The organism is Roseateles sp., from assembly GCF_036486225.1.
In the GTDB taxonomy this organism is placed as follows: Bacteria; Pseudomonadota; Gammaproteobacteria; order Burkholderiales; family Burkholderiaceae_C; genus Roseateles.
In genome coordinates this window covers 1-23,666 of sequence record NZ_DASVNZ010000081.1, presented here as the reverse complement: position 1 = coordinate 23,666, position 23,666 = coordinate 1, and the positions used below count along the sequence as shown (strand labels likewise).

Below are 23,666 nucleotides of genomic sequence, written 5' to 3'. Positions count from 1 at the left end.
AGCCTCGGCGGGTGCGGAGGCGGGCCTGGCGCCGGTGGTGCTCGACGACGCGCAGCGCGCGCGGCTGCTCAAGCTCGTCTACGACAACGCCAAGCTGCCCAACAAGCCGCGCAACTTCATCGGGCTGTCCAAGGACATCCCGGCGGCGCAGATGCGCGAGCTGCTGATGGACAGCTACACCGTCACCGACGAGCAACTGCGCGAGCTGGCGCTGCAACGCGCCGTGGCCGTCCGCGACGCGCTGCTGGAGCGCGGCGTGCCGAACGCGCGCATGTTCCTCGCCTCGCCCAAGCTGCACGCGAAGGACGACGAGCGCGGCGCCGACAAGGACAAGGCCTGGTCGCCGCGCGTCGATCTGGCGCTCAGCGCACAGTGAATCTCCCGGGACGCGCGCCGTCCCGGCCTTGATCGCCGATGATCCGCCCACAAGTGACCCGGCCGACCGATTCATGAGGACCTCGCCATGACCACCACCCCGAACCCCGTCCAACTCCAGCCCGGCGAGGACCTCATCACCCTCGGGGGCGGCTGCTTCTGGTGCACCGAGGCGGTGTTCCTGCGCGTCAAGGGCGTCCTCGGCGTGGAGTCCGGCTACACCAACGGACCGCTCGCCAGCCCGAACTACGAGCAGGTCTGCTCCGGCAGCACCGGGCACGCCGAGGTCGTGCGCGTGCGCTTCGACACCCAGGTCGTGAGCCTGGAGGACCTGCTGCAGGTCTTCTTCACCATCCACGACCCCACCACGTTGAACCGCCAAGGGGCCGACGTCGGTACGCAATACCGTTCGGGCATCTACTACACGCGGCCGGAGCAGCTCGGCGTGATCCGGCAGGTCGTCGACGAGGCGCAACGCGCCCACGGCGGCAAGGTCGTCACCGAGATCCAGCCCGAAGAGAACTACTGGCCCGCCGAGGCGTATCACCAGGACTACTTCGCCAACCATCCGGAGCAGGGCTACTGCGCCTTCGTCGTCGCGCCCAAGGTCGACAAGTTCGCCAAGAAGTTCAAGGAACTGCTGAAGGACGAGGCGGCGGGTTGATGGTCGTTCTCGACGGGCTGCGCTACCGCTACGGCGGCCGGGACCGGGCAGGCGAGGGCGGCATCGCGTCCGCGGCCGACCTGCGGTTCCCGGACTTCGCCTTGCCCGCCGAGGGGCATCTGCTGCTGCGCGGCGCGTCCGGCAGCGGCAAGAGCACGCTGCTCGCGCTGATGGCGGGCCTGCTGACGCCGACCGGCGGACGGCTGGCGATGGGGGACGTCGACGTGGGCGCACTCGCGCCCGCCGCGCGGGACGCCTGGCGCGGCGCACAGCTCGGCTTCGTGCCGCAGCGGCTGCACCTCAGCCCCTCGCTCAGCGTGCGCGACAACCTGTCGCTGCCCTATGTGGCGGCCGGACGGGCGCCGGATCTCGGGCGCATCCAGGCCCTGCTCGACGAGCTCGGCATCGGCGCGCTCCAGGAGCGCCGTCCGCATGCGCTCAGCCAGGGGCAGGCGCAGCGGGTGGCGCTCGCTCGGGCGCTGCTGCGCGCGCCGCGCTTCGTGCTCGCCGACGAGCCCACTGCCAATCTGGACGACGAAGCCTGCGAGGCGACGCTGGCGTTGCTGCGCCGCGCGGCCGCCGAGCACGGCGTGTGCCTGATCATCGCCTCGCATGATGCGCGGATCGAGTCCGCCTGGGCCGACTGGCCGGCGCTGCACCGCCTGCGGCTCGCTGGGCGGAGCGCCGCTCCCGCAGCATGGATCCCCGACCACGCAGCGGCGTCGGCGAATCCGATCTCATGAGCCGCGCGCCGTTGAATCTCCCGCGCCTCGCGTGGCGCTACCTCTGGGCGCGTCCGATGCTGACGGCGCTCAACCTGATGCTGCTGAGCCTGGGCCTGGCGGCGATCGGATTCGTCGTCCTGGTCAGCGAGCAGATGGAACAGGGCCTGCGACGCGATCTCGGCGGCATCGACCTGGTCGTCGGTGCGAAGGGCAGCCCGATGCAGATCCTGCTAGCGGGTGTGTTCCATCTCGACCAGTCGACCGGCAACATCCCGCTGGCCACCGTGTCGCAGCTGCGCGCGCAGCCGCTGGTCGCGCAGGCGGTGCCGATCTCGCTCGGTGACAGCTTCCAGGGTTTCCGCATCGTCGGGACGACGGCCGACTATCTGGGGCTCTATCAACTCTCGTTGGCTCAAGGGCAGGCGTGGAAGGCACCGATGCAGGCGGTGCTCGGCGCGGACGTGGCGAGCCGGTCCGGCCTGAAGCCCGGCGACCGCTTCCACGGCACGCACGGACTCGCGTCCGGCGGCGACGAGCACGAGGAGGCCTATGAGGTCACCGGCGTGCTGGCGCCGACCGGAGGCGTCATCGATCGGTTGGTGCTGACGGACCTGGCGTCCGTGTGGGAGGCGCATGCAGCGCATGGGCACGGACGCGGGGGAGGGCACGGGGAAGGGCGCGAGGACGAGCACGGGCACGGTGAGGTCGCGCATCCCGATGAGGCCTCGCTGGAAGTCAGCATGGTGCTGGTCCGCTACCGCAGCCCGCTGGCCGCGGTGATGCTGCCACGCTGGGTGAACGCGCAGCCGGGGCTGCAGGCCTCGGTGCCGGCGTTGGAGACCGCGCGGCTGCTGAGCATGGTCGGCGTGGGCGTCGACGTGCTGCGAGGCTTCGGCGGCGTGCTGCTGCTGGCGGCGGCCTTGTCGGTGCTGGTGGCGCTGCTGCACGCGGTGCGCGAGCGCCAGGGCGATCTCGCGATGCTGCGGATGCTCGGTGCCACGCCGCAACGTGTCGCCGCCTTGATCGCGATGGAGGCGCTGATGCTGGCCGGTCTGGCCACGCTGCTCGCGCTGGGCCTGGCCCATGCGCTGACGGCGGGGCTGGGTGCGGTGCTGGCGCAGCAGCAGTCGGTGCGGATTTCCGGCGCCTGGGTCTCCGGCTGGGAGGCGCTGGTGCCGGCGCTGGCGCTCGGCCTGGCCTTGCTCGCCGCGGCCTGGCCGGCGTGGCGCGGGTACCGGCTCGACGTCACCGAGCTGCTCCAGACGCCGCGTTGAACGCGGCTCGCCCGGACCTTGCGCCGGGCGGTCATCAAGCCGGTGCACAATGATGAGCTTCACGCGGCCCTGAGGCCGCATTCACGCCGCCGCTCCGATGACTCCTCGTGCCACCACCGCTGCAACGCCCGCCCGCCGGGTCGCCATCGCGCTCGTGACGATCGTCATGGCAGGCGCCGCGGGCACGGTGTTCGCGCAGGCCACGACATCGGCCGCGCCGGCTGCCGCGATGCCGATGGGCTCCGGCCCCGGTTATCACGACCCGCGCAGCCCCTTCAAGCCGCTGCAGGAAGTCGAGGGCGTCGTCAGCTGGAAGCTGCTGTCCTCGGTCACCGTGAAGGCCGACAAGAGCAAGGTCATCCCGAGCTTCCCGTCCGGCGTGCTGGCGCTGAACCAGCGCACGGTGAAGGTCCAGGGATTCATGATGCCGCTGGAGCCGGGCGACAAGCAGAGCCACTTCCTGCTGTCGTCGGTGCCCACGAGCTGCTCGTTCTGCGTGCCGGCCGGACCGGAAGGCCTGGTCGAGGTCCGCAGCAAGACGCCGGTGCGCTACACGTTGGACGTCGTGACCGTTGAGGGCCAGTTGGCCGTCCTCAACGACGATCCCTACGGCATGTTCTATCGCGTGACGGACGCCGTCCGCGCGACGCGCTGAGCGCGCTGATCACGCTGACACCGACCGGTCACCATGTCGCGCTCCTCCTCCACCGCCATGACCCGCCAGCAACGCTGGTGGATCTGGCTGTGCGTGGCCGCGGTGATGGGCTTCCAGGCGCTCGGTCTGGTGCACCGGACGCTGCACGGCTCGCCGGCCGCATCGTCGCGGCTGGCGTTCTCGGTCGCGGCGCTCGCCTCGGCGGCTGGAGCGGCGGTCGATACGAGCGACGCGACGACCGACGTCGACATCGCCAAGGCGGTGGCGACGGACGAAGAGGGCACGCCACGCTTCGGCCACGCGGCCGGAACGACCGACTGCCAGCTGCTCGACCAGCTCAGCCATGTGCTGGGTCCCATCGTCCAGGCCTCCGCCTGGGCCGCGTTGCCGCCGGACATCCCCGCCGGCATCGACCAGCCGCATGACGCCATGCTCGCGCAGCAGTGGCGCAAAGGCGCCCGCGGGCCGCCGAGAGCCTGACACCTCCATCGATTCCGCCCTTGCTCAGGCGCGTCCGTTCCGGGCGTGTCCGTTCACGCGACCGGGCCGTTCGCGCCTGCCTCCGGCAGCGCGGCGTGCCGGCATGGGTCCCCCAAGAATTTGATGGCGCCGCGGCGTTCCGCCGCCGGTGCTCGAGAGTGTTTCCATGGCCTTCCAGTCCACTTCGATCCGTTCGTCGGCGTCTTCGCGCGCCCATTTCCAATCCACGCCGCAACCCACGCTGCTGGCCATTGCGCTGAGCATCGCCGCTGGCGGCGCCTGGGCGCAGCAGGCCCCGGCCGCGCCGGCACCCGCATCGGCGGACTCCGCATCGGGCGCCGCATCGACCGCAGCCGATGCGGGCGCCGCGTCCGGCGGTTCCGACCGCCCGCACAAGCACAAGCTCGATGTGGTCGTCGTGACCGGCAATCCGCTGAGCCAGAAGGAACTCGCCGCGCCGGTGCAGGTGCTGAGCGGCGACGCACTGACCCTCAAGCGCGGCGCCAGCCTCGGCGAGACGCTGGACGGCATGGCCGGCGTGGCCTCGACCTACTTCGGCCCGAACAGCAACCGGCCGACGATGCGCGGGCTCGACGGTGACCGCGTGCGGATGCTCAGCAACTCCGGCGCTTCCGTCGATGCATCCAGCCTGAGCTTCGACCACGCGCTGCCGGTCGATCCGCTGGTGCTGACCCGCGTCGAGGTGCTGCGCGGCGCGGCCGCGCTGCAGTACGGCGGCAACGCGATCGGCGGCGTCGTCAACGCGATCGACAACCGCATCCCGCGCCTGGCCCAGCCCGGGCTGAACGGCGCGGCGGAGCTGCGCCTGGGGGGCGCCTCCAACGAACGCGGCGGCGCGGTCGTGCTCGACGGCGGCACCACCGGTTTCGCCTGGCACGTGGACGCGGCCGACCGCCGCGCCGACGACCAGCGCGTGCCGCGCTTCCAGAGCGAGGACGGCTCGTCCACCCACGTCCGCAACTCCGACAGCCACGGCCGCAGCGGCGCGGTGGGCGGCTCGCTGCTGTTCTCGCAGGGTTACGCCGGCGTGTCGGTCGAGGACTATCACAACGACTACGGCGTCACCGTCGAACCCGACGTGCGCATCGAGATGCAGCGCCAGCGCCTGGCCACCGCCGGCGAATGGCGCGATCCGCTGCCGGGCCTGGCGCGCGTGACCTGGCAGTTCGCGAGCAGCCGCTACAAGCACCAGGAAGTGGAGGGCAGCGGCGAGGTCGGCACCGTCTTCTCGTCCGACGGCAAGGACGGCCGCATCGAGGCGACGCATTCGGCCTTGCAGGGCGACTGGGGAACGATGCAGGGGGTGCTCGGCTGGCAGTGGGAACTCAGCGATTTCTCCGCGCTCGGCGAGGAGGCGCTGGTGCCCGGCACGAAGACGCGCAACAACGCGCTGTTCCTGATCGAGCAGTTCCGCTCGGGGCCGTGGAGCCTGCAGGCCGGCGCGCGGGCGGAGCGCGTCAACATCGGCTCGACCGGCGGCGATGAGGAACGTTTCGGCGATCCGGTGACGCGTCGCTTCAGCCCGAAGAGCTTCTCGCTGAGCGGCGCCTACGAGCTGGGCAACGGCTTCAGCGTGTCGAGCAACCTGAGCAGCAGCCAGCGCGCGCCGACCTTCTACGAGCTGTTCGCCAACGGCGTGCACGTGGCGTCCGGCGCGTACGAAGTGGGCGACATCAACCTCGGCCTGGAGCGCGCGAAGGCGGTCGACCTCGGGTTGCATTGGAAACAGGGCGACGCGAAGTGGAGCGTGCAGGTCTACCAGACGCGCTTCTCCAACTACATCGCGCTGGACGCGAGCGGCCGCAGCATCGACGAGGTCGGTGAGGACGGCGAGATCGCCTCGGTGCCGGAGTACCTCTACCGCGGCGTGCGCGCGCGCATGCACGGCGTGGAACTGGAAGGCAAGCAGCCGCTGTCCAAGCTCGCGGGCTGGGACCTGACGCTGGGTACGACGATTGACTTGGTGCGCGGCACCAACCGCGACACCAACGAACCGCTGCCGCGGCTCGCGCCGGTGCGGGGCAGCGTCTCCATCCAGGCCGAGCGCGGCCCGTGGCTGGTCCAGGCCGAACTGCGCGGCGCGCTGCGCCAGGACCGCGTGCCGGCGCTGGACACGCCGACGGCAGGCTACGGCATCCTGCGTCTGAACATCGCGCGCCACTTCGACATCGGCAACCTGGACGCGATGTGGTACGTCAAGCTGGACAACCTGGCCAACAAGCTGGCCTACAACGCCAGCAGTGTGCAGACCATTCGCGAGCTGACGCCGATGCCGGGGCGCAGCCTCTTCGCGGGGCTGCAGGTCAAGTTCTGAGCGTCAGGGTGCGAGCCGCTCGCGGATCCACTCGTTGCCTTCACGGCGATACACGAGCCGATCATGCAGCCGCGACTTGCGCCCCTGCCAGAACTCCCAACGTTCGGGCACGAGCCGGTAGCCGCCCCAGTGCGGCGGCCGGCTCGGGCTCAACCCGTGCTGCGCCGCGGCCTTGGCCGCGTTGGCCACCAGCACCGCGCGCGAGGAGATCACCTGGCTCTGCGGCGAGGCCCACGCGCCCAATCGCGAATCCAGCGGCCGCGACGCGAAGTAGGCATCGGACTGCGCCGCGTCGACCTGTTCGACGGTGCCCTCGATGCGGACCACACGTTCCAGCTCCACCCAGTGGAACTGCAGGGCGGCAAACGGATGCGCCGCCAACTCGCGGCCTTTCCGGCTGTCATAGTTGGTGTACCAGACGAGGCCGCGCTCCTCGATGTCCTTGATCAGCACGATGCGGGTGGACGGTCGTCCATCGGCACCGACGGTGGCCAGGGTCATCGCATTGGGTTCGGGCACCTTGGCGTCCAGCGCCTGCTGGAACCATTCCCGGAATTGCCGGAGCGGCTCGGCCGCGGACTGCTGTTCATCGAGCTCGGCGCGCTCGTAGCTCTTTCGAAGGTCGGAGAGTTTGTCCATCTTTCGGAGTATCGGGCGAATCCTTAAGTAAAGCTCCCACTCTGGAAACTCCGGGTGGGAGCGCTTTCGTGCCGCAGGCATGCTTGGTCCCGTCGAGCCGCGCCGCAGAGTGGGGCCCAGGGGGATCGGGACCAAACCAGAAGGAAGTTCGCATGAATCAGCGACGACCCGCCGTCGTCGTGCTCGCGGCAGGGCGCGGCCAGCGCTTTCGCGGCGAGGGCCACAAGCTGGAACAGGTCGTGAATGGAGACACCGTGCTGGCGCTGACCTTGCGTCAGACCATGGCGTCCGGCCTGCCGATGCTGGTGGTGACCTCGACCGCGTTGGCGCCTCTGGTCCGACGCCATGTGGCCTCGCGCGACATGCTGGTGCTGCCCGACCAGGACCGCCTGGGGCGCCCCGCGCCGCTGGGCATGGGGCATTCGATCGCGGCCGGGGTGGCCGCGACCGGGGATGCGCCCGGCTGGCTGATCCTGCCCGCCGACATGCCGATGGTGCGGTCCAGCACATTGGCCGCGGTCGCGCAGGCCATCGAGCATGACCCGATCGCCTATGCGCAGCACCGCGGACGGCGCGGGCACCCCGTGGGGTTCAACGCCGAACTCTTCTCCGAACTCACCAGCCTGCAGGGCGACGAAGGCGCGCGCCGCCTGCTGGCGCGTTATCCGGCGCAGGCGGTCGACGTCGACGATCCGGGCGTGCTCATCGACGTCGATACCGTCGAGGACCTGGAGCGCCTCGCCGTGGATCCGCTGAAGCCGCGTCCGAACGGCGAGGGCCTGCGCACCCTGGGCTGAGACCCGGGTCCGCGTCCGGTCAGCGCCCGATCAAAGCCCGTTCGCCCGGGCCAGCGCCAACTGGCGCTCCAGCGCGCGGTCATGGATGCCGTGCTCCCGCAGGCAGGTCACGGCGCGTTGCAGGTAGTCGAGCGTCGTCCCGTAGCGGCCCCGCGCATGCCGCAGGATGTGCAGCAGCCGGTCGTCGGCGATGTCGCCGACCCACCCCGGACTGCGTCGCGACAGCGTGAAGGCCAGCGCCTTGCGCGTGCCCAGGCCGTCGCCGCAATGGCAGTCCAGCCAGCGCGGCACGTAGGTGCCGACCACCATCTCCCGCAACCACAGGCGGCGCAACGTCGCCTCGCTGTCCTTGGGCTCGACCCGGTACATCAGGCCGCGGCAACTGCCGCCCGACAACAGCGTCATCACCAGCCCGGGCTGCTCGTTGCTGCCGCGGTTCACCAGCGAGCGCAGCCGCAGCGCGCGGTGATAGCCCTGGACCCTGGCCACCGAGGTCTGCGCGGGGTCAAAACCGGGGTTCCACATCAGCGACCCATAAGCGAACATCATCAGACCGTGTTCGCGGTCCCAGGTGCGCTCGGCCACCTCCAGCAGGCGCTGGCTGTGGGCGGGGAGGTCTTCCAGTCTGGCTTCGGCGAGGGGGTCGGCGATCATGGGAGAGATGCTGCCATAGCGTGGGAACGTGGCGTGCCGCCGTCTGTGGGCTCCGGGAACGTTTCTGTAACCAGCTTGTACCCGGGAAAGGCCTGTTGGAGAGCCGTTGGACCTCCCGGGCGTGTAATATGGTTACCAATCTAACCCTGGCCGAGTTACATCGGCAGTCGGCATGAACAAGACCATTCTGGATGTCACCGCGCGGATCAAGGCGCGCAGCGCCGCGTCGCGCGAGCGTTATCTGGACCTGATCGAACGCATGGCGGGTCGGCAGCGCGGCGTGCAACGCCTGGGCTGCGCGAACGTGGCGCATGCGGTGGCGGCGATGCCGGCCAACGACAAGCTCCGCATCGTGGCCGAGAAGGCGCCCCACCTGGGCATCGTCACGGCCTACAACGACATGCTGTCGGCGCACCAGCCGTATGAGGGCTATCCGGCCCTCATCCGCGACGAGGTCCACCGCCTGGGCGCGACCGCGCAGGTCGCCGGCGGCGTGCCGGCGATGTGCGACGGCGTCACGCAGGGCACGCCGGGCATGGAGCTCAGCCTGTTCTCGCGCGACACCATCGCGATGGGCACGGCGGTGGCGCTGTCGCACGACGTGTTCGACGCGGCGCTGCTGCTGGGCATCTGCGACAAGATCGTGCCGGGCCTGCTGATCGGCGCGCTGCACTTCGGGCATCTGCCCTGCGTGTTCGTGCCGGCCGGGCCGATGAGTTCGGGGCTGTCCAACAACGACAAGGCCAAGGTGCGCGAGCTCTACGCGCAGGGCAAGGTCGGCCGCGACGAGCTGCTGCAGGCCGAGTCCCAGGCCTATCACGGCGCGGGCACCTGCACCTTCTACGGCACGGCCAACAGCAACCAGATGCTGCTGGAGGCGATGGGCCTGCACGTGCCGGGCGCGGCCTTCGTGCATCCGCACGACGGCCTGCGCGAGGCGCTGACCCGCGAGGCGGTGCGTCAGGCGATGAAGATCATTCCGCAGCGCGACTACACGCCGATCGGCCGCATGGTCGACGAGCGCAGCATCGTCAACGCGATGGCCGCGCTGCTGGCCACGGGCGGCTCGACCAACCACCTGATCCACTGGGTCGCGGTGGCTCGGTCGGCGGGCATCCTGATCGACTGGAGCGACTTCTCCGAGCTGTCGTCCGTCGTGCCGCTGCTGGCGCGCGTGTACCCGAACGGCAGCGCCGACGTGAACCAGTTCCAGGCCGCCGGCGGTCCGGGCTTCGTGATCAAGGAACTGGTCGGCGCGGGGCTGATGCACGGCGACGTGCTGACCTCGGTGTCGGGCCAGAACCTGAGCGCCTTCGGACGCCTGCCGCATCGCGCCGAGGACGGGTCGGTCGCCTGGACCGACCTCCCGGCCAAGAGCAACGACGACAGCGTGGTCCGCACCGTCGCAGCGCCGTTCTCGCCGACCGGCGGGCTGAAGCTGCTGGCGGGCAACCTGGGTCGTGCGGTGATCAAGGTCTCCGCGGTGCCGGAGGACCGTCACACGGTCGAGGCGCCTGCGCGCATCTTCGACAGCCAGGAAGCGATGCAGGCGGCTTTCAAGGCTGGCGAGCTGGAGCGCGACGTGGTCGTCGTGGTCCGCTTCCAGGGGCCGCAGGCCAACGGCATGCCGGAGCTGCACAAGCTGACGCCGCCGCTGGCGGTGCTGCAGGGCAAGGGCTTCAAGGTGGCGCTGGTGACGGACGGCCGCATGAGCGGCGCGTCGGGCAAGGTGCCGGCGGCGATCCACGTGAGCCCCGAGGCGCTGGCCGGCGGGCCGCTGGCCAAGCTGCGCGACGGCGACCTGGTGCGCGTCTGCGCCAACATCGGCGTGCTGAGCGCGCTGGTGCCGGCCGACGAGTGGGACCGCCGCGAGCTGGCGCAGATCACCGCCGATGCGGTGATCGAGAACGGCGCCGGCATGGGCCGTGAGCTGTTCGCCGGCATGCGGCGCAACGTGACGACGGCCGAGGAGGGCGCGATCAGCTGGCTGTGAGGCCTTGCCTCGAGCCCCGCTGGACGCCCACTGATTTCGACTGAAAGGACAGTCGCATGACTTCCATCAAGGACACCCTGAGCCTGGCCGAACACGGTCCGGTGATTCCGGTCATCGTCATCGAGCGCGTCGAGGACGCGGTGCCGCTGGCGCGCGCGCTGGTGGCGGGCGGCGTGCGGGTGCTGGAGGTGACGCTGCGCACGCCGGTGGCGCTGGAGGCGATCGCGGCGATCTCGCGCGAGGTGCCGGAGGCCATCCTCGGCGCGGGCACGCTGCGCACCTCGGCGGACGCCGTGGCGGCGAAGAAGGCCGGCGCGTGCTTCGCCGTCAGCCCCGGCTTCACGCAGGACGTGGCGAGCTCCTGCGAAGCCAACTTCCTGCCGCTGCTGCCGGGCGTGTCGACGGCCAGCGAAGTGATGATGGCCAGCGACGCGGGCTACAAGTTCCTGAAGCTGTTCCCGGCCACGGCGGTGGGCGGCGTGAACCTGCTGAAGGCGCTGTCCGGGCCGTTCACCGACGTGGTGTTCTGCCCCACGGGCGGCATCACGGTCCAGACCGCGCCGGACTTCCTGGCGCTGCCGAACGTGAAGGTCTGCGGCGGCTCGTGGCTGACCCCGGCGGATGCGGTGAAGGCGGGCGACTGGGCCCGCATCACGCAACTGGCCAAGGAAGCCAGCGCGCTGCGTCGCTGAACGCGGCGCGGATCGGGGTGTTCAGCGCTTCGGCGGATCGAACACCAGGCACGTGGTGCTGGCATGCGCATACAGCTTGCCATCGTGGCCGACCAGATCGGCCTCGGCGGTCGCCATCTGGCGGCCGACATGCCGCACGCGGCCGATGGCGCGCACCACCGGCACCTTGTCGTTGAGCGCGCGCACGAGGTTGATCTTCAACTCGAGCGTCGTGTAGGCGCGACCGACGTCCATCGTCGTGTGCACCGCGCAGCCCAGCGCTGAATCCAGCAGCGTCGCGTACCAGCCGCCGTGCACCGTGCCCATCGGGTTGTAGTGCCGGAACCTGGGCGTGCCCTGGAAGATCACCTCGCCCTTGGCGGCGCGCAGCAGCGTGAAGTCCAGCGTCTGCGCGATCGGCGGCGGCGGGAGCTTGCCGTCGAGCATCGCCAGCATCTGTTCGAGGCCGTTCAGGCCGGCGATCTCCGCCATCGTGGCCACGCCGTGCTCCGGGCGGAGCCGGCCGCGGACCTCCTTCTCTTCCGCCAGCCATTGGGCCAGCGCCTCGTCGTGCGAGACGACGGATGGGGCGGTGGGCGAGGGAGTGAGTGCTGCGCTCATCGTGAAGTCCTGTGGAGGTGATCGGAAGGGCTGTGGCGTGAATACTTGTGGCTGCAATGGTTGCAGCTACAATATTCAGCTGTCAAGCCTTCTGGCGACACCTTGAGAGATCACTCCAGATGAGCGCTTCCGTCTCTCCCTCGAAGACAACGCCCGTACAGAGCCAGAGCCAGAGCCAGGCCCACGCGGAGCCGATCTCGCCCAAGGGCTGTACCAATTTCAAGCTGCGCCAGGTGACGCGACTGGTGTCCAACCACTGTGAGGCGCAGTTCGCTGAGTCCGGCCTGACCACCACGCAGTACGCGCTGCTCTCACATATCGTGGTGCTGGGACCGATCCAGCCGAGCGAGCTGGCGCGGCGCATGGACATCGATCTCTCGACGCTCTCACGCAACGTGCAGCCGCTGCAGGCGCTGGGACTGGTGGAGACGCTGCCCGGCGCGGACGCGCGCAGCCGCCAGCTGCAGGCGACGGAAGAGGGCCACGCGCGACGCAAGCAGATGAAGGCGACGTGGAAGCGCGCGCAGCTTTCGTTGAACGAGCGCCTGGGCGACGAGCGCGTGCAGCGCCTGCACGCATTGCTGGACGAATGCGCCGCGTTGATGCGCGGCGAGGCCGATCCGGACTGACGGGATCGTCGCGGAGCGGACCGCTCCGCCAGCGCGCTCAGTCGATCGTCACGATCACCGGCGCGTGGTCGCTGGGCTTGGGCAGCTTGCGCATGGCCCGGTCGATCGTGCAGGCGGTGACGCGGGACTTCAGCGCCGCGCTCACGAGGATGTGGTCGATGCGCATGCCCTTGTTCTTCTGGAAGCCCAGCATCCGGTAGTCCCACCAGCTGTAGCTTTTGGGCGGCTGTTCGAACATCCGGTAGGCATCGGTCAGCCCCAGGTCGAGCAGCGCCTGGAAGTGCGCGCGTTCCTGCGGCGAGGTGTGGGTCTGGCCGACGAAGGCGGCGGGGTCGTAGCAGTCGCGGTCCTCGGGGGCGATGTTGAAGTCGCCCATCAGCACCAGGTTCTCGTGCTGCTGCAGTTCGGTGGCGAGCCAGGCGCGCAGGCCGTCCAGCCAGGCCATCTTGTAGACGAACTTGTCGCTGTCCAGCGCCTGCCCGTTCGGGAAGTAGCCGCCGATCACGCGGACGTCGCCCACGGTGCCGGCAATCAATCGCGCCTGCTCGTCGGCGTATCCGGTGATGTTCTTGACCACGTCCTGCGCGGGCGTCTTGCTCAGCAGGGCCACGCCGTTGTAGGTCTTCTGACCGAACCACTGCACCTGATAACCGGCCTCGCCGATCTCCAGGGTCGGGAACTTGTCGTCGGTGAGCTTGGTCTCCTGCAGCACGAGCGCGTCCACCGGATTGGCGGCCAGCCACTCGAGCAGCTGAGGCAGGCGCACGGCCAGGGAGTTGACGTTCCAGGTGGCGAATTTCATGACTTCTCTAAGCGATTGCGCAACGTGCCATCGTATCCAACTGGATCGCGTCCGGCCGACTGCCCGTCTCGCGAAGTCACGCCCTTGCCAGACGATCGGCGGCGATCTGCAGGCCGTTGAGGATGCTGCTGGCGACCAACTCGGGAAAATCGTCCGGCAAGACGGCGCGCACGGCCTGCACGACCGCGGGTGTGCGGCCGATCAGATCGTCGATCAGCAGATCGACCTCGCGACCGTGCTCGGTGATCACGCCGTGCCTGGTTCCGAGGGCCACCCAGTGACGGCGCAGGATGTCGCGCATCTTCCAGTGTGCATTCCTCGAACGCACGGCCATGGCCATCTTGACCTTGTGGGGCGAGATCTTCGTCGGGCCTTCGCCGAGCACCGGGTAGGCGGACAGCACGTCATACAGCGGCGTCAACTGGTAGCGGCCGCCTGGGCGCAGGAACACGCTGAAGTTCTTGGCGTGGCCGTCCGTGGCGCAGAGCATCCAGAAGAGCAGTTGCGCCTTGAAGAAGTCGCGTCGGTCTTGTTCCCGCGTGATCGAGCCGTCGAGCAGTTCCAGGATCCGGTCCATGCCGGGGCCGCCCTCGGCCTCGTATTTAGCCTCCGGGGCGACGCCCGTCGCCTGACACATGTCTTCCTGAGGCAGCCGAAGAAGGTGTTGGTCGCCGTCTGAGGATGTCCACCACGAGCGATCGAACCGTTCGACGACCAGCGCCGTGATGTCCTCGAACCGCATGGGCTGGCAGGGAGCGACCGGCAGACCGAACGCCTTCAGGATCAGCGCGCACAGCCACTCATTCTCGACAGAGTGGCGCATGTCCAGCTTCATGCCGCCGATCAGACCCAGCGGCAGTTTGAAGATGTGAGTGGTGGGGGTGTTGGCTCGAGGCAGACACCATTGCCCGTCCCGCAGAAGGAGTGCAGTCTTCTCCTGCGCTCCCGCGATGGAAATGCGGAACTCGTTGTCCTCGTCGCCCCAGCCCAGGGCCTGTGGCGTCGTCGCGCTTCGCAAGACCTGCGCAATTTGTGCGTGGTTCAACGTCTCGGCCTGTACGTTGCTCGGCCCGGACGAGACCTGACCCTCAGGCAGGATCTCCAGCGCGCCGACGCAATCCCTGCCAATCTCCGCAAGGAGTTCGAAAGCATTCGTGGAGCCGGTGCTGAAACGGCGGGCGAGGCGCTCGCGGATGTCCTTGCTGTCTGGCAGGAGGTTCTCGAAATAGGCGCGTACCTTGTCGCCGCGGTGCGCGCTGTTGCCTGGTGTGAAGGGCAGCGACAAGGACAAGGGACGCCCCTGTTCCGACTCGACCCACGCCTCGTCGTATTGCAGCGTGTCGGGCGCATTCGGCGCGAGGTGCCAATGACCGACGCGAACGCCATTCATCCAGAGCCCGAGCGTGCGAGTATGAGCGCGACGTCCCATCGTTTCACCAGATCGGCTTGTCGGTGCCCGGAGACGCGCCAGGATTCCCTGGGGTCGATAGGTGAGGCGGGGAAGGTTTGTTCAGGTCCAATTCAACACCCAGGATGTTCAACAGTTTCAACAACCGTGCGGCGCCGACCGTGTCGGCGTTGCGCTCCAGTGCGGAGTAGGTCTGCTGCGTGACGCCCAGACGCAGTGCTACTTCTGCCTGCGTCAGACCGGCTTCCTTCCGGTAGGCCTGCAGGAGGGTGGGCAACTGATCGGCGGTCCGTACCGTGAATCTAGGCATACAGTCTGTATGCTGTATTTTTGTTTTACAGCATTTGATATGTTTTTTCAGGATACGCACTGCAGGCTGTGAATGCAACCCTGTGTGCTTTGCCAAACCGCGACGTTGCTCGCGGGCCGCGGCGCCCATTGCCACGATCCCTCCGTAGCGTAAGGGTGTTCGCAACGAGCGAACATAGCTCGCCTTTCATGGTCGCTATCGAAAGCCCCAGCGCATGATGAAACCAATCAACTCCTCACCGCGAGGCCCGGTCAGATCCCTGACCGCAGCGATGGCCTTGGCCACCGCGCTCGTCGCGCTCAGTCCGGCCTGTGAGGCCGCGCCGTCCAACTTCGGCATGCTGGCCTTGTGGGACCAGTCGCCCCGCAGCTATGAGGGGCGTGTGCCGCCGGGCAGCCTGGTCGTCATCGGCCCGGTGGAGGGCGTGCAGCGTCTCGATGCGACGCAGCAGGCCAACTGGAAAGCGGTCATCCGGACCATCCGGTCGCAGGGCGGCAGAGTGCTCGGCTACATCGCCATGGGGCACGGCGGCGTGACGCAGGACCAGCAGGCCAGCTTTGCCGCCGTGCCGCTGGAGATCGCTGCCTATCGGGATGTCCTGGACGGGGTGGACGGCTTCTTCTTCGATCAGGCAGGGCCCGATCCGATGATCGCCGGCAAGCCCGACGCGTGCGAGACCGCGAATACCCGCTGGCAAGGCGTGCGTGCGCATCTGTCCGCGCTCAACGTCGGGGGCACCGTGGTCTGGAATGCGGGCGTCTCCGGACCCAACCAGTGCTTCCTGCGATCGGCCCGCGCAGGCGAGCATGTCGTGAGTTTCGACGGTCCGGCCGACGATGAGCGCGGGCAGACCTTCGACGCGCAGACACGAAAAGTCGCCGATACGCTCCAGGTCAAGACCTGGGCCCTCATCCATTCAGCCACGCCCGCGCAGATGCAGGAGGTGTTGAAGCGGACCCGCACGCACTACGTCTATGTCACGGACGGGGCACGCACGCTGTCCTGGGGCGGACCGATCTGGAACTACCCGCCCCGGTTCTGGGGAACGGACGCCGACCCGCGGTCGGAACGTGGGTGTCTGCGGCGCGTGCAAGCCGGCGCCGCCTGCGATTGAGGGGCAGGCTCGTCCGGACGAAAAAAAACCGGCTCGAGCGAGCCGGTTCTTTCAGCCGAGGCTGCCGGGATCAGTAACGACCGCCGCCGAAACCGCCGTTGCCGTAGCCGACGTCCGAGCGCTTGGTCGAGCGGAACTCGCCCGAGCCGCCGTTGCTGCCGCCGCGGCGGCCGCCTGCGTCATTGCCACCTTCACGGGGGCGCGCCAGGCTGACGACGATGGAACGTCCGTCGACCTGCATGCCGTGCAAGGCGGTGATGGCGGCCTGGGCGTCTTCGGCGGAGGCCATTTCCACGAAGCCGAAGCCCTTGGAGTTGCCGGTGTCGCGGTCGATCATGACCTTGGCCGAAGTGACGCTGCCGTGTTCCCCGAAATTGCTTCGCAGGCTGGCGTCGGTCACGGAGTAGGGCAGATTCCCAACATAGATCTTGGTGCTCAAGGAGAGCCTTTCTGAGTCATGGCGCACCGTCAGGAGTCTGAGGCGCCCCATAGGCGCGCGCGGCGCGGAGGATGCGTGCACGACCTCTGGCGTGAGTAGATGGTCGGTACGCGAACGGCTGCAGTCTGGCGGCTTTGCCAGTCAGCCATGAGGGGGACGCCGATTCTACGCGACGCGCGCCGTGACGGCTAACCGCCCATCGCCAGCCGGTACCACTCATGGAAATGCCGCATCCCATCCTCCATCGGCGATTGATAGGGGCCGGCGTCCGTGGTGCCTCGTCGGCACAGCGCCCGGCGCCCGGCGTCCATGCGCTCGGCGATCTCGTCGTCCTCGACGACGGTCTCGTTGTACGCCGCCTGATGCGCCTCGACGAACTCGCGCTCGAAGGCGACGATGTCCTCGGGGTAGTAGAACTCGGTGACGTTGAGCGTCTCCTGCGGGCCGCGCGGGTGCAGCGTCGAGCGCACCAGCGCGTGCGGGTAGAGCTCGATCATGTGGGTCGGGTAGTAGGTCACCCAGATCGCGCCGAAGTCCGGCGGCACGCCGTTGCGGTAGGCGAGCAGGCGTTCATGCCAGGCCCGGTAGACGGGCGATCCCGGCGAGTCGAGTCCGCGATGCACGCCCACGCGTTGAACGCTCAACGGCTCGGCGAACTCCCAGTCGAGGTCGTCGCAGGTCACGAAGCTGCCCAGGCCGGGATGGAAGGGACCCACGTGGTAGTCCTCCAGATAGACCTCGATGAAGGTCTTCCAGTTGTAGCGGCAGGTGTGGGTCTCGATGCGGTCCAGCACGTAGTCCGAGAAGTCGAACTCCGGACGCCGGAACAGGCCGGCGAGATCGCGTTGGGGGTCGCGCGGGCCTTCGAAGAAGGCGCCGTCGCATTCCTTCAGCGGATAACGCGGCAGATGGGCGCAGGGCTGCGGCGAGAAGTGCGGCGCGCCCACGAGCTCGCCGGCATCGGTGTAGGTCCACCGGTGCAGCGGGCAGACGATGTGGCCGCCCGAGGCCGCCGGCAGGCGTCCGTGCGAAGTGCCGGCCGTCACCGCGCCCGGGTCGCCGCCGAGGATCAGCGCCTGGCGGTGGCGGCACACGTTCGACAGCAGCGTCACGCCCTCGCGTCCGTGCACCAGGACGCGCGCGTTGTCCTCGTGCTGGAGGGTGCGCCAGTCGCCGGGCTCCGGCACCCATTGGCGATGCCCGACGTAGCGCGGGGCCTGGCGCTCGAACATCGCCATCTCGCGTTGGAAGAGCTCGTCGTCGAAGTAGGCCTGCACCGGCAGCTGCGGCTGGGTGGACAGCAGATGGGCGCGTCGGACGATGTCGTTCATGCGGAGTTCCGAAGATCTTGGGCGCCCAGCCGCCGCAGCCGTTCGGCGCGTGGCAGGCGCGGGCAGGTGTTGCACATGTCGCCGCCGGCGCGCCTGTCGTCGAGGCAGCACACGCCACGATCCAGCGCCAGGCACGAGGTGCCGGGCGAGATGTCGACAGCCAGGTAGCCGCTGTCGCCGGAAGCGCCGAGGTGCGAGAGCCAGTCGGCGCCGATGTCGGACAGCGCGTCGTCCGCGAGCCTCGCGAGCGGCTGCACGCGCAGCAGCGCCGCGAGCACGCAGTCGGCGAGCTGCCGCCGCGCCGCCTTGGGATGCAGCGGCAGCTGGGCTTGCACTGCGGCGAGCAGCGTCGACGACAAGGCCCGCAACTGCTCCGCCGCCATGGCACGACCTGACCCCGGCGCCGTCCCCGCGAAGTGCGATGCCGCAAAGCTCGACGCCGGAACGGCGAAGCCGGTCACGTCCGCCTCGTCGACATCCACGTCCCAGCCGAGGCCGGCCAACGGCAGCACGCCGTCCGCCAGCTCGACGGAGAACACGCTGGCGTAGGTCGGTTGCCAGACCAGCCGCGACCAGGCGCGCAGCGCCCAGTACGCGCGACCCGCCTGCGGATCGCGAGCCCGCAGCGCGCCGATGAGCTGTTTGGCGGCCGCGTCGACGGACAGGGCCGCCGCATCGGCATCGCAACGCCCCTGCAGCGACGGCACCACGCTGCGCGCCCTCGCGAAGAACGCAGCGAGGGTCAGGATGCGACCTCGGCCGTCGCCGCCGATGCGGATGCCGACGTCGCTCCACGCTTCGCCGCGACGGGCGCGAACGGCGCCAGCGGGTTGTCCAGCGTGCCGACGATCTTCAGGTTGGCCGCCGGATCGGACAGGTTGATCATCTGCGTGTTGTTGCCCATCTGCAGCCGGTTCAGGCAGGACTGCCGGAACGTCGGCACGAAGAGGTCGTAGCGCGCGTACTTGTCGCGGTGCTGCGGATGTTCGTCCTGGTAGCCGCGGATGTTGTCGGCCACCTCGTGCCAGAAGTCCTGCTCGCTGCACGTGCCGCTCTCGACGAGGATCTGGTTCATGTACCGGAAGAAGCCGTCGAAGATGTCGATGAACACGGCGAGCGTCTTCAGATCGTCCGGGAAATCCATCACCAGTCGGCGGACGTTCTCAGGCAGCTGCGCTTCGGTGTTGAAGATCGCGGCCTCCTCGGCGATGTCCTTCATCATCACGCGCACCGGCACATGGTCCTTCAGGACGAGGATGAGGTTTTCGCCGTGCGGCATGAAGACCAGGTCGTATGCATAGAAGCAGTGGATCAGCGGCGTCAGGTAGGCCTGGAGGTAGCGCTTGAGCCACGCACGCGGGCTGAGCCCGGAGGCCTCGATGAGCGCGGGCAGCAGCGCCTCGCCGTCGCGGTCGACATGGAGCAGTGCGGCCATCGTCATCAGCCGTTCGCCCGACTTCAGCAGGGGCAGCGGGTTCTCGCGCCACAGCGCCGAGAACATCTTCTTGTAGGGCGTATCGGACTCGATCGCGGCTTCGTAGTAGTGGTTGCGGAAGCCCATCGAGGCGACCTCGCGCAGCATCGTGAAGCCGTTGGCGCGCAGCTCGTCGTCGCGGTCCAGAACCTCCTTGATCCACTGGTTGATCGCCGGCGTGCCGGACATGTAGTACGGCGAGAGACCGCGCATGAAGCCCATGTTGAGGATGGACAGCGAGGTCTTCACATAGCGCTTGTGCCGCGCGCTGACGTTGAACATCGTGCGGATGGACTGCTGGGCGAGGTACTGGTCGTCGCTCAGGCCCAGGAAGACGATGCGCCGCTGCGCGACGTAGGGCGCGAAGGCCACCGAGAGCTTGTTGGCCCACTGCCAGGGATGCGCGGGCACGACGAGGTAATCCGTCGGGGTCAGGCCTTGCTCGCGCAACTGGCGGTCGAAGCGGGCGAGCGTCTCGTCGCCGAGTTCCTCGCGCAGCAGCTGCTCGTAGCTGAGGTCGGGCACGCAGTGGAAGGCCGCCTGGTCGCGGTGCACGGCCAGCCACACGATCTGGAACGGCGAGGCGGCCTCGGGCGCGTAGGCGCGATAGTCGGCGCCGTCGAAGCCCAGGCGCCCGTTGTTGGCGACGAAGGCGGGATGGCCCTCGGTCATCGAGGTCTCGATCACCTGGAAGTCGGTCTCGTGGATCAGCGCGCGGCTCCCGTGCGCGGTGTTGATCCGCTTGTAGGCGCTGCTGTAGAGCGTGCTGCAGATCTCGTCGAGGTAGATCGGCAGCTGCTCGGGCTTGAGGCCCAGCGCCTGCTTGAAGTCGGTCATGAAGCGCAGTGCGTCGAGCTCGCGGCTAACGCCGCCCGCCTGGCACTCGATGGAGTCGGCGTCGACGGCCCAGTGGCCGAGCGCCATCAGCCGGGCCTCGAAGCGGTAGACGGTGTTGCCGTCGGGCGTGGCCAGCGCGTAGCACTGGTGCAGCGGACGCCGCGCGGTCGACGCAGGGTCGGGGCGCGGCTCGACGATGCGCTCGTGCGCGTACTCGGACAGCGCCTTGCGCACGAGCAGGCGGTTGACGGTGCGCCAGACCTCGGGATTCAGGTGATCGACCACGGCGGCCGGCGCGGCAATCGTCGACGTGAGATGCGAAGAAGTGGAAGGCGACGAAGTGGAGTGCGTCGAGGTGGAATGCGAAGTCATGCGGGGATCTCCTGGAGGTGTTGCAGGGCGGTGCGGTAGTCCGCGCGGGTACACAGCGCGAGGCTGGCGACCTTCTCGCGCAGTTGCACGTCGCCGCGGTAGACGAAGCCGAAGGTCTTGTTGAGCACGTGGATGCGATCGTTGTGCGCGTCGGGTTCGACGACGACGCGTTTCGCGCCCAGGCCGTCGAACATCAGATCCATCACGGCCTGGAATACGCGGCGCGAGAAGCCGCGCACGGGCCGGCGGGCCGGCGCCACGCAGATGTGCATGCCGAGGTCGCCGGGTTGCACGGCGTAGTGATCCGCCAACTGGTCGAAGCGCGGGTCGTAGGACTCGGCCAGCACGACGGGCTCGCCGGCGAGAGAGCCGATGTGCACGTCGCGGAAGCCGCTGGCGAGCTGCGCGGCGTAGAGCTCGCGCACCTCCGCGACACTGCTGCCCTGCAGGCACCAGAACTTCGCGTGCGGTTGCTGGAACCAGCCGTGGATCAGCGGAATGTCGTCCGGGATGACGAGGCGACGGAACACCAGGCCACCCGGCGAGGTGTAGATCGCCGGCGCATCGGCGGCGGCATGGGATGCCGACGCGGCGGCCATGTCGGCGATGGCGGATTCAAGCGACGGGCGCATGGGAAGATTCCTCCGGGTCGGGGGTGAGGGCGGGCGCGCCGCCTGCGGGGCGAGCCTTCGGGAAGCTCCACAGCCACAGCGCGGCCGCGAGCAGGAAGGCCGTGCCGGCCACGATGAACGGCGCCCGCAATCCGAGCGTCGCCACCAGCGATCCGGCGGTGAACGACGCCAGCAGCACGCCGCAGTTCTGGAAGATGTTGATGACGCCGTAGTCGCGGCCGAAGTCGTCCGGCGTGCTCAGCTGGTACAGCTGCACGTCGAAGTTGATGACCAGCTGGTACAGCGCCCAGCCGAGCAGCACGCGCCCAATCAGCAGCGTCGCGATGTCCGGCGCGGCCTGCAGCAGCAGCCCTACGGCGCCCAGCATCAGGTTGGCGAGCGTGCGGCGCGTGGGGTGTTGCTCCGGCAGCGTCAGCCAGCGGTGGATCAGCAAGGCGCACACCGCGACGATCTTGGGTACCGCGAAGGCCGCGCCGGCCGCCAGTTCTCCGCCCGCCTCGCTGCCCGTCGCGCTGAGACTGGACCAGTACAGCGAGAAGAACGGCCGCACCAGCGCCGCGCCGAAGTCGAAGAGCAGCATCACCACCGCCAGCTTCAGGATGGCCGTGTGACCGGTCAGGCTGAAGCGCCGCGGGGCCGCGCGTTCCTCGGCATCCTCGGCCAGCACCGGCACCATGCGCCGGCTGCGGATCAGCCAGGTGCACAGACCCATCTGCACGACATCCGCCAGCGCCATCAGCAGCACGCACGCCCGCACGCCCCAGTGCTCGATCACCGCGCCGCCCGCCACCGCGCCGAGGACCACGCCCAGGTGGGCCGTCACCGACAGCAGGCCGATGGTGCCGCCGCGCGTCTCGTCGGACTCGGTGCGCATCAGGTAGGGGAAGTTGAGCAGGTAGCTGCTCTTGAAGGCGAACATCGCCATCGACAGCACCCAGTAGCTCGCCAGGTCCGGCGCCCAGTAGCTGGCCAGGCACAGCGCCGCGGCGATGCCCTGCGTGTATTGCAGGATGTGCAGCGTCTCGACGCGGCGCGCCAAACGCACCCACAGCGGGAAGACGCACATCACCGTGATGGAGATGAAGGCCACGTAGGCGCCGACGTGCCAGGGGCTGCCTTCGCCGTAGCGCTCCGCGAAGAACTGCGGATAGAACGGGATCAGCAGCGCGTCGCTGATGACGGCGAACAGCGTCATCAGGATCAGTCCGTGTTTCAGGCGCATGCTGTGTCCTGCGGGGAGTGCGGGGAGTGGGGGAAGAGCGGGGCAGACGGCATCGCCCGGAACAGCGGCGAGCGCGGCACGCCGAAGCTCTGCAGCGCGAAGCCGGTCTCGATGGGGTAGTGCTCGCGCCCGGTGAGTTCGCGGATCAGGCAGGAGTTGCGATAGCAGGCCAGGCCCAGTTCGGGGTTGCTCAAGCCGTGGCTGTGCAGGCCGCCGTTCTGCACGTAGACCTCGCTGCCTGCGGTGTCGACCGCGTAGTTGCGCGTCGGCTGGTAGCGGCCCTGCCGGTCGAAGCGCAGGCGATGCTCGATGCCGCCGAGGAAGCGCGGCACACGTTGCCGGTAGCCGGTGGCGAAGATCAGGCCGTCGGTCTGATGCTCGAAGACCTCGCCCGTGTCGGTGCGGTGGAACTCCAGCACGTGCTGGCCGCTGGCCTCGTCGAAGCGGCAGCGCCGCAGTTCCGACTGGGTGACCAGATGCGCCTGGTGCGTGCGGCGCTGCCGCGCGCGTTCGAGCTGGTGGTAGATGTCGTCCATCAGCCGCGCGTTGATGCCCTTGTAGAGGCTGTCCTGCCGCGCCAGCACGGCGGGCTTGCGGTCGTCGGGCAGGTCGTAGAAGTAGTCGGTGTAGTCCGGGGAGAACATCTCCAGCGTGAGCCGGGTCGTCTCCATCTGGAAGAAGTAGGGCGAGCGCGTGATCCAGTTGACCGTCGTGCCGCGTAACGCGGCCTCCTTCAACAGGTCGTGGCAGACCTCGGCGGCGCTCTGGCCGCTGCCGACGATGGTGACGGAGCGCTTGTCCAGCAGTTGCGCCTTGTGCTGCAGGTAGTGCGCCGTGTGCAGGTAGCGATGGGCGTCGCCGTCGCAGCACGCCGGCAGGCTGGGTTGGGCGCCGACGCCCAGCACGAGCTTGCGCGCGAGGAACTCGACGATCGAGCCGTCCGCGCGGCGCGCATGGACGCGGTAGAGCGCGCCGCCCGCGCCACCCGCGCCGTGGGCATCATGCGAGACCGCCACCACCTCATGGCCGAAGCGCACGTTGGTCAGTCGGCGCGAGGCCCATTGGCAGTAGCGGTTGAAGGCCTCGCGGGTGATGTAGTGCGGGCCGTTGATGTAGTGCGAGTAGATCTCGCCGCTGTGCTTGCAGTAGTTGAGGTAGCTGTACTCGCTGGTCGGGTCGGCCAGGCTGACGAGATCGGCGAGGCAGGGGTTCT

The 23,666-nt window shown here is 68.8% G+C and carries 25 protein-coding genes; 12 read left to right on the top strand and 13 right to left on the bottom strand.

Going from position 1 to position 23,666, the window contains the following annotated elements:
• The 7 genes from VF536_RS06225 to VF536_RS06195 all read left to right on the top strand — a co-directional run.
• The coding region (locus tag VF536_RS06225) for a hypothetical protein (protein ID WP_331613947.1) at positions 1-376 on the top strand (376 nt) is incomplete at its 5' end.
• A gap of 87 nt (positions 377-463) precedes the next feature.
• Complete coding sequence (gene msrA / locus VF536_RS06220) at positions 464-1,039, top strand: peptide-methionine (S)-S-oxide reductase MsrA (protein ID WP_331613946.1); 576 nt, start codon at positions 464-466, stop codon at positions 1,037-1,039.
• Positions 1,039-1,782, top strand: coding sequence for an ABC transporter ATP-binding protein (locus VF536_RS06215; protein WP_331613945.1), 744 nt, complete (start codon positions 1,039-1,041; stop codon positions 1,780-1,782). The genes msrA and VF536_RS06215 overlap by 1 nt, the downstream gene beginning before the upstream one ends.
• Positions 1,779-3,038, top strand: coding sequence for an FtsX-like permease family protein (locus VF536_RS06210; protein ID WP_331613944.1), 1,260 nt, complete (start codon positions 1,779-1,781; stop codon positions 3,036-3,038). Before VF536_RS06215 ends, VF536_RS06210 begins: the two co-directional genes overlap by 4 nt.
• 97 nt (positions 3,039-3,135) lie before the next feature.
• Complete coding sequence (locus VF536_RS06205; RefSeq protein ID WP_331613943.1) at positions 3,136-3,693, top strand: DUF3299 domain-containing protein; 558 nt, start codon at positions 3,136-3,138, stop codon at positions 3,691-3,693.
• Positions 3,694-3,726: 33 nt separating this feature from the next.
• A complete protein-coding gene (locus VF536_RS06200) occupies positions 3,727-4,173 on the top strand; it encodes a hypothetical protein (protein WP_331613942.1) in 447 nt (148 codons plus the stop codon).
• A 166-nt stretch (positions 4,174-4,339) separates the two neighbouring features.
• A complete protein-coding gene (locus tag VF536_RS06195; protein WP_331613941.1) occupies positions 4,340-6,508 on the top strand; it encodes a TonB-dependent receptor in 2,169 nt (722 codons plus the stop codon).
• A gap of 3 nt (positions 6,509-6,511) precedes the next feature.
• Here VF536_RS06195 and pdxH read toward each other — a convergent pair whose 3' ends face one another.
• Complete coding sequence (gene pdxH / locus VF536_RS06190) at positions 6,512-7,147, bottom strand: pyridoxamine 5'-phosphate oxidase (RefSeq protein ID WP_331613940.1); 636 nt, start codon at positions 7,145-7,147, stop codon at positions 6,512-6,514.
• A gap of 152 nt (positions 7,148-7,299) precedes the next feature.
• Between pdxH and VF536_RS06185 the strand changes: the two genes are divergently transcribed.
• Entirely contained in the window at positions 7,300-7,944 is a 645-nt protein-coding gene (locus VF536_RS06185) for a nucleotidyltransferase family protein (protein ID WP_331613939.1), read from the top strand.
• A 30-nt stretch (positions 7,945-7,974) separates the two neighbouring features.
• Here VF536_RS06185 and VF536_RS06180 read toward each other — a convergent pair whose 3' ends face one another.
• Positions 7,975-8,598, bottom strand: coding sequence for a gamma-glutamylcyclotransferase (locus tag VF536_RS06180; protein ID WP_331613938.1), 624 nt, complete (start codon positions 8,596-8,598; stop codon positions 7,975-7,977).
• Between the two features lie 172 nt (positions 8,599-8,770).
• Here VF536_RS06180 and edd point away from each other — a divergent pair, with 172 nt between their 5' ends.
• A complete protein-coding gene (gene edd, locus VF536_RS06175; RefSeq protein ID WP_331613937.1) occupies positions 8,771-10,591 on the top strand; it encodes a phosphogluconate dehydratase in 1,821 nt (606 codons plus the stop codon).
• Positions 10,592-10,647: 56 nt separating this feature from the next.
• Positions 10,648-11,283 (top strand): bifunctional 4-hydroxy-2-oxoglutarate aldolase/2-dehydro-3-deoxy-phosphogluconate aldolase, encoded by a 636-nt coding sequence (locus VF536_RS06170; protein ID WP_331613936.1) that lies wholly within the window; start codon positions 10,648-10,650, stop codon positions 11,281-11,283.
• 21 nt (positions 11,284-11,304) lie between these two features.
• Here VF536_RS06170 and VF536_RS06165 read toward each other — a convergent pair whose 3' ends face one another.
• The gene (locus tag VF536_RS06165) at positions 11,305-11,883 is read right to left on the bottom strand and encodes a PaaI family thioesterase (protein ID WP_331613935.1); all 579 of its coding nucleotides are present in this window, start codon (positions 11,881-11,883) and stop codon (positions 11,305-11,307) included.
• Positions 11,884-12,002: 119 nt separating this feature from the next.
• Between VF536_RS06165 and VF536_RS06160 the strand changes: the two genes are divergently transcribed.
• Positions 12,003-12,512, top strand: a complete 510-nt coding sequence (locus VF536_RS06160; protein ID WP_331613934.1) for a MarR family winged helix-turn-helix transcriptional regulator — start codon at positions 12,003-12,005, stop codon at positions 12,510-12,512.
• Positions 12,513-12,549: 37 nt separating this feature from the next.
• On the opposite strand, the gene VF536_RS06155 is transcribed toward VF536_RS06160, so the two are convergent.
• The 3 genes from VF536_RS06155 to VF536_RS06145 all read right to left on the bottom strand — a co-directional run bounded on the left by VF536_RS06155 (position 12,550) and on the right by VF536_RS06145 (position 15,032).
• Positions 12,550-13,314, bottom strand: a complete 765-nt coding sequence (locus VF536_RS06155) for an exodeoxyribonuclease III (RefSeq protein ID WP_331613933.1) — start codon at positions 13,312-13,314, stop codon at positions 12,550-12,552.
• Positions 13,315-13,390: 76 nt separating this feature from the next.
• Positions 13,391-14,743: a type II toxin-antitoxin system HipA family toxin gene (locus VF536_RS06150; protein WP_414710294.1), complete on the bottom strand. Its 1,353-nt coding sequence runs from the start codon at positions 14,741-14,743 to the stop codon at positions 13,391-13,393.
• Positions 14,744-14,747: 4 nt separating this feature from the next.
• The gene (locus VF536_RS06145; protein ID WP_331613948.1) at positions 14,748-15,032 is read right to left on the bottom strand and encodes a helix-turn-helix transcriptional regulator; all 285 of its coding nucleotides are present in this window, start codon (positions 15,030-15,032) and stop codon (positions 14,748-14,750) included.
• A 271-nt stretch (positions 15,033-15,303) separates the two neighbouring features.
• Between VF536_RS06145 and VF536_RS06140 the strand changes: the two genes are divergently transcribed.
• The gene (locus VF536_RS06140) at positions 15,304-16,146 is read left to right on the top strand and encodes a spherulation-specific family 4 protein (RefSeq protein ID WP_331613931.1); all 843 of its coding nucleotides are present in this window, start codon (positions 15,304-15,306) and stop codon (positions 16,144-16,146) included.
• A 70-nt stretch (positions 16,147-16,216) separates the two neighbouring features.
• On the opposite strand, the gene VF536_RS06135 is transcribed toward VF536_RS06140, so the two are convergent.
• From VF536_RS06135 to VF536_RS06105, 7 genes are all read right to left on the bottom strand, one after another.
• Complete coding sequence (locus VF536_RS06135; protein WP_331613930.1) at positions 16,217-16,585, bottom strand: RNA-binding protein; 369 nt, start codon at positions 16,583-16,585, stop codon at positions 16,217-16,219.
• A 188-nt stretch (positions 16,586-16,773) separates the two neighbouring features.
• Positions 16,774-17,916: an aromatic ring-hydroxylating dioxygenase subunit alpha gene (locus VF536_RS06130; RefSeq protein WP_331613929.1), complete on the bottom strand. Its 1,143-nt coding sequence runs from the start codon at positions 17,914-17,916 to the stop codon at positions 16,774-16,776.
• Positions 17,913-18,626 carry a (2Fe-2S)-binding protein gene (locus VF536_RS06125; protein WP_331613928.1) on the bottom strand — a complete coding sequence of 238 codons (714 nt, stop codon included), beginning with the start codon at positions 18,624-18,626 and terminating at the stop codon, positions 17,913-17,915. Before VF536_RS06125 ends, VF536_RS06130 begins: the two co-directional genes overlap by 4 nt.
• A gap of 32 nt (positions 18,627-18,658) precedes the next feature.
• Positions 18,659-20,599, bottom strand: a complete 1,941-nt coding sequence (locus VF536_RS06120) for an IucA/IucC family siderophore biosynthesis protein (protein ID WP_331613927.1) — start codon at positions 20,597-20,599, stop codon at positions 18,659-18,661.
• Positions 20,596-21,231, bottom strand: a complete 636-nt coding sequence (locus VF536_RS06115; RefSeq protein WP_331613926.1) for a GNAT family N-acetyltransferase — start codon at positions 21,229-21,231, stop codon at positions 20,596-20,598. Before VF536_RS06115 ends, VF536_RS06120 begins: the two co-directional genes overlap by 4 nt.
• A complete protein-coding gene (locus VF536_RS06110; RefSeq protein WP_331613925.1) occupies positions 21,215-22,453 on the bottom strand; it encodes an MFS transporter in 1,239 nt (412 codons plus the stop codon). The genes VF536_RS06115 and VF536_RS06110 overlap by 17 nt, the downstream gene beginning before the upstream one ends.
• Positions 22,444-23,666 (bottom strand): lysine N(6)-hydroxylase/L-ornithine N(5)-oxygenase family protein (locus VF536_RS06105; RefSeq protein ID WP_331613924.1); only part of this gene is annotated, 1,223 nt, incomplete at its 5' end. The genes VF536_RS06105 and VF536_RS06110, both read right to left, overlap by 10 nt.

What these genes read in the sequence shown, in the direction of transcription:
- VF536_RS06185 (WP_331613939.1), top strand. Translation starts at nt 7,300, where the DNA reads ATGAATCAGCGACGACCCGCCGTCGTCGTGCTCGCGGCAGGGCGCGGC.
- VF536_RS06140 (WP_331613931.1), top strand. Translation starts at nt 15,304, where the DNA reads ATGGCCTTGGCCACCGCGCTCGTCGCGCTCAGTCCGGCCTGTGAGGCC.
- VF536_RS06120 (WP_331613927.1), bottom strand. Translation starts at nt 20,599, where the DNA reads ATGACTTCGCATTCCACCTCGACGCACTCCACTTCGTCGCCTTCCACT.
- VF536_RS06160 (WP_331613934.1), top strand. Translation starts at nt 12,003, where the DNA reads ATGAGCGCTTCCGTCTCTCCCTCGAAGACAACGCCCGTACAGAGCCAG.
- VF536_RS06200 (WP_331613942.1), top strand. Translation starts at nt 3,727, where the DNA reads ATGTCGCGCTCCTCCTCCACCGCCATGACCCGCCAGCAACGCTGGTGG.
- msrA (WP_331613946.1), top strand. Translation starts at nt 464, where the DNA reads ATGACCACCACCCCGAACCCCGTCCAACTCCAGCCCGGCGAGGACCTC.
- VF536_RS06145 (WP_331613948.1), bottom strand. Translation starts at nt 15,032, where the DNA reads ATGCCTAGATTCACGGTACGGACCGCCGATCAGTTGCCCACCCTCCTG.
- VF536_RS06115 (WP_331613926.1), bottom strand. Translation starts at nt 21,231, where the DNA reads ATGCGCCCGTCGCTTGAATCCGCCATCGCCGACATGGCCGCCGCGTCG.
- VF536_RS06165 (WP_331613935.1), bottom strand. Translation starts at nt 11,883, where the DNA reads ATGAGCGCAGCACTCACTCCCTCGCCCACCGCCCCATCCGTCGTCTCG.
- VF536_RS06210 (WP_331613944.1), top strand. Translation starts at nt 1,779, where the DNA reads ATGAGCCGCGCGCCGTTGAATCTCCCGCGCCTCGCGTGGCGCTACCTC.
- VF536_RS06110 (WP_331613925.1), bottom strand. Translation starts at nt 22,453, where the DNA reads ATGCGCCTGAAACACGGACTGATCCTGATGACGCTGTTCGCCGTCATC.
- VF536_RS06180 (WP_331613938.1), bottom strand. Translation starts at nt 8,598, where the DNA reads ATGATCGCCGACCCCCTCGCCGAAGCCAGACTGGAAGACCTCCCCGCC.
- VF536_RS06215 (WP_331613945.1), top strand. Translation starts at nt 1,039, where the DNA reads ATGGTCGTTCTCGACGGGCTGCGCTACCGCTACGGCGGCCGGGACCGG.
- VF536_RS06195 (WP_331613941.1), top strand. Translation starts at nt 4,340, where the DNA reads ATGGCCTTCCAGTCCACTTCGATCCGTTCGTCGGCGTCTTCGCGCGCC.
- VF536_RS06205 (WP_331613943.1), top strand. Translation starts at nt 3,136, where the DNA reads ATGACTCCTCGTGCCACCACCGCTGCAACGCCCGCCCGCCGGGTCGCC.
- VF536_RS06170 (WP_331613936.1), top strand. Translation starts at nt 10,648, where the DNA reads ATGACTTCCATCAAGGACACCCTGAGCCTGGCCGAACACGGTCCGGTG.
- pdxH (WP_331613940.1), bottom strand. Translation starts at nt 7,147, where the DNA reads ATGGACAAACTCTCCGACCTTCGAAAGAGCTACGAGCGCGCCGAGCTC.
- VF536_RS06150 (WP_414710294.1), bottom strand. Translation starts at nt 14,743, where the DNA reads ATGGGACGTCGCGCTCATACTCGCACGCTCGGGCTCTGGATGAATGGC.
- VF536_RS06130 (WP_331613929.1), bottom strand. Translation starts at nt 17,916, where the DNA reads ATGAACGACATCGTCCGACGCGCCCATCTGCTGTCCACCCAGCCGCAG.
- edd (WP_331613937.1), top strand. Translation starts at nt 8,771, where the DNA reads ATGAACAAGACCATTCTGGATGTCACCGCGCGGATCAAGGCGCGCAGC.
- VF536_RS06155 (WP_331613933.1), bottom strand. Translation starts at nt 13,314, where the DNA reads ATGAAATTCGCCACCTGGAACGTCAACTCCCTGGCCGTGCGCCTGCCT.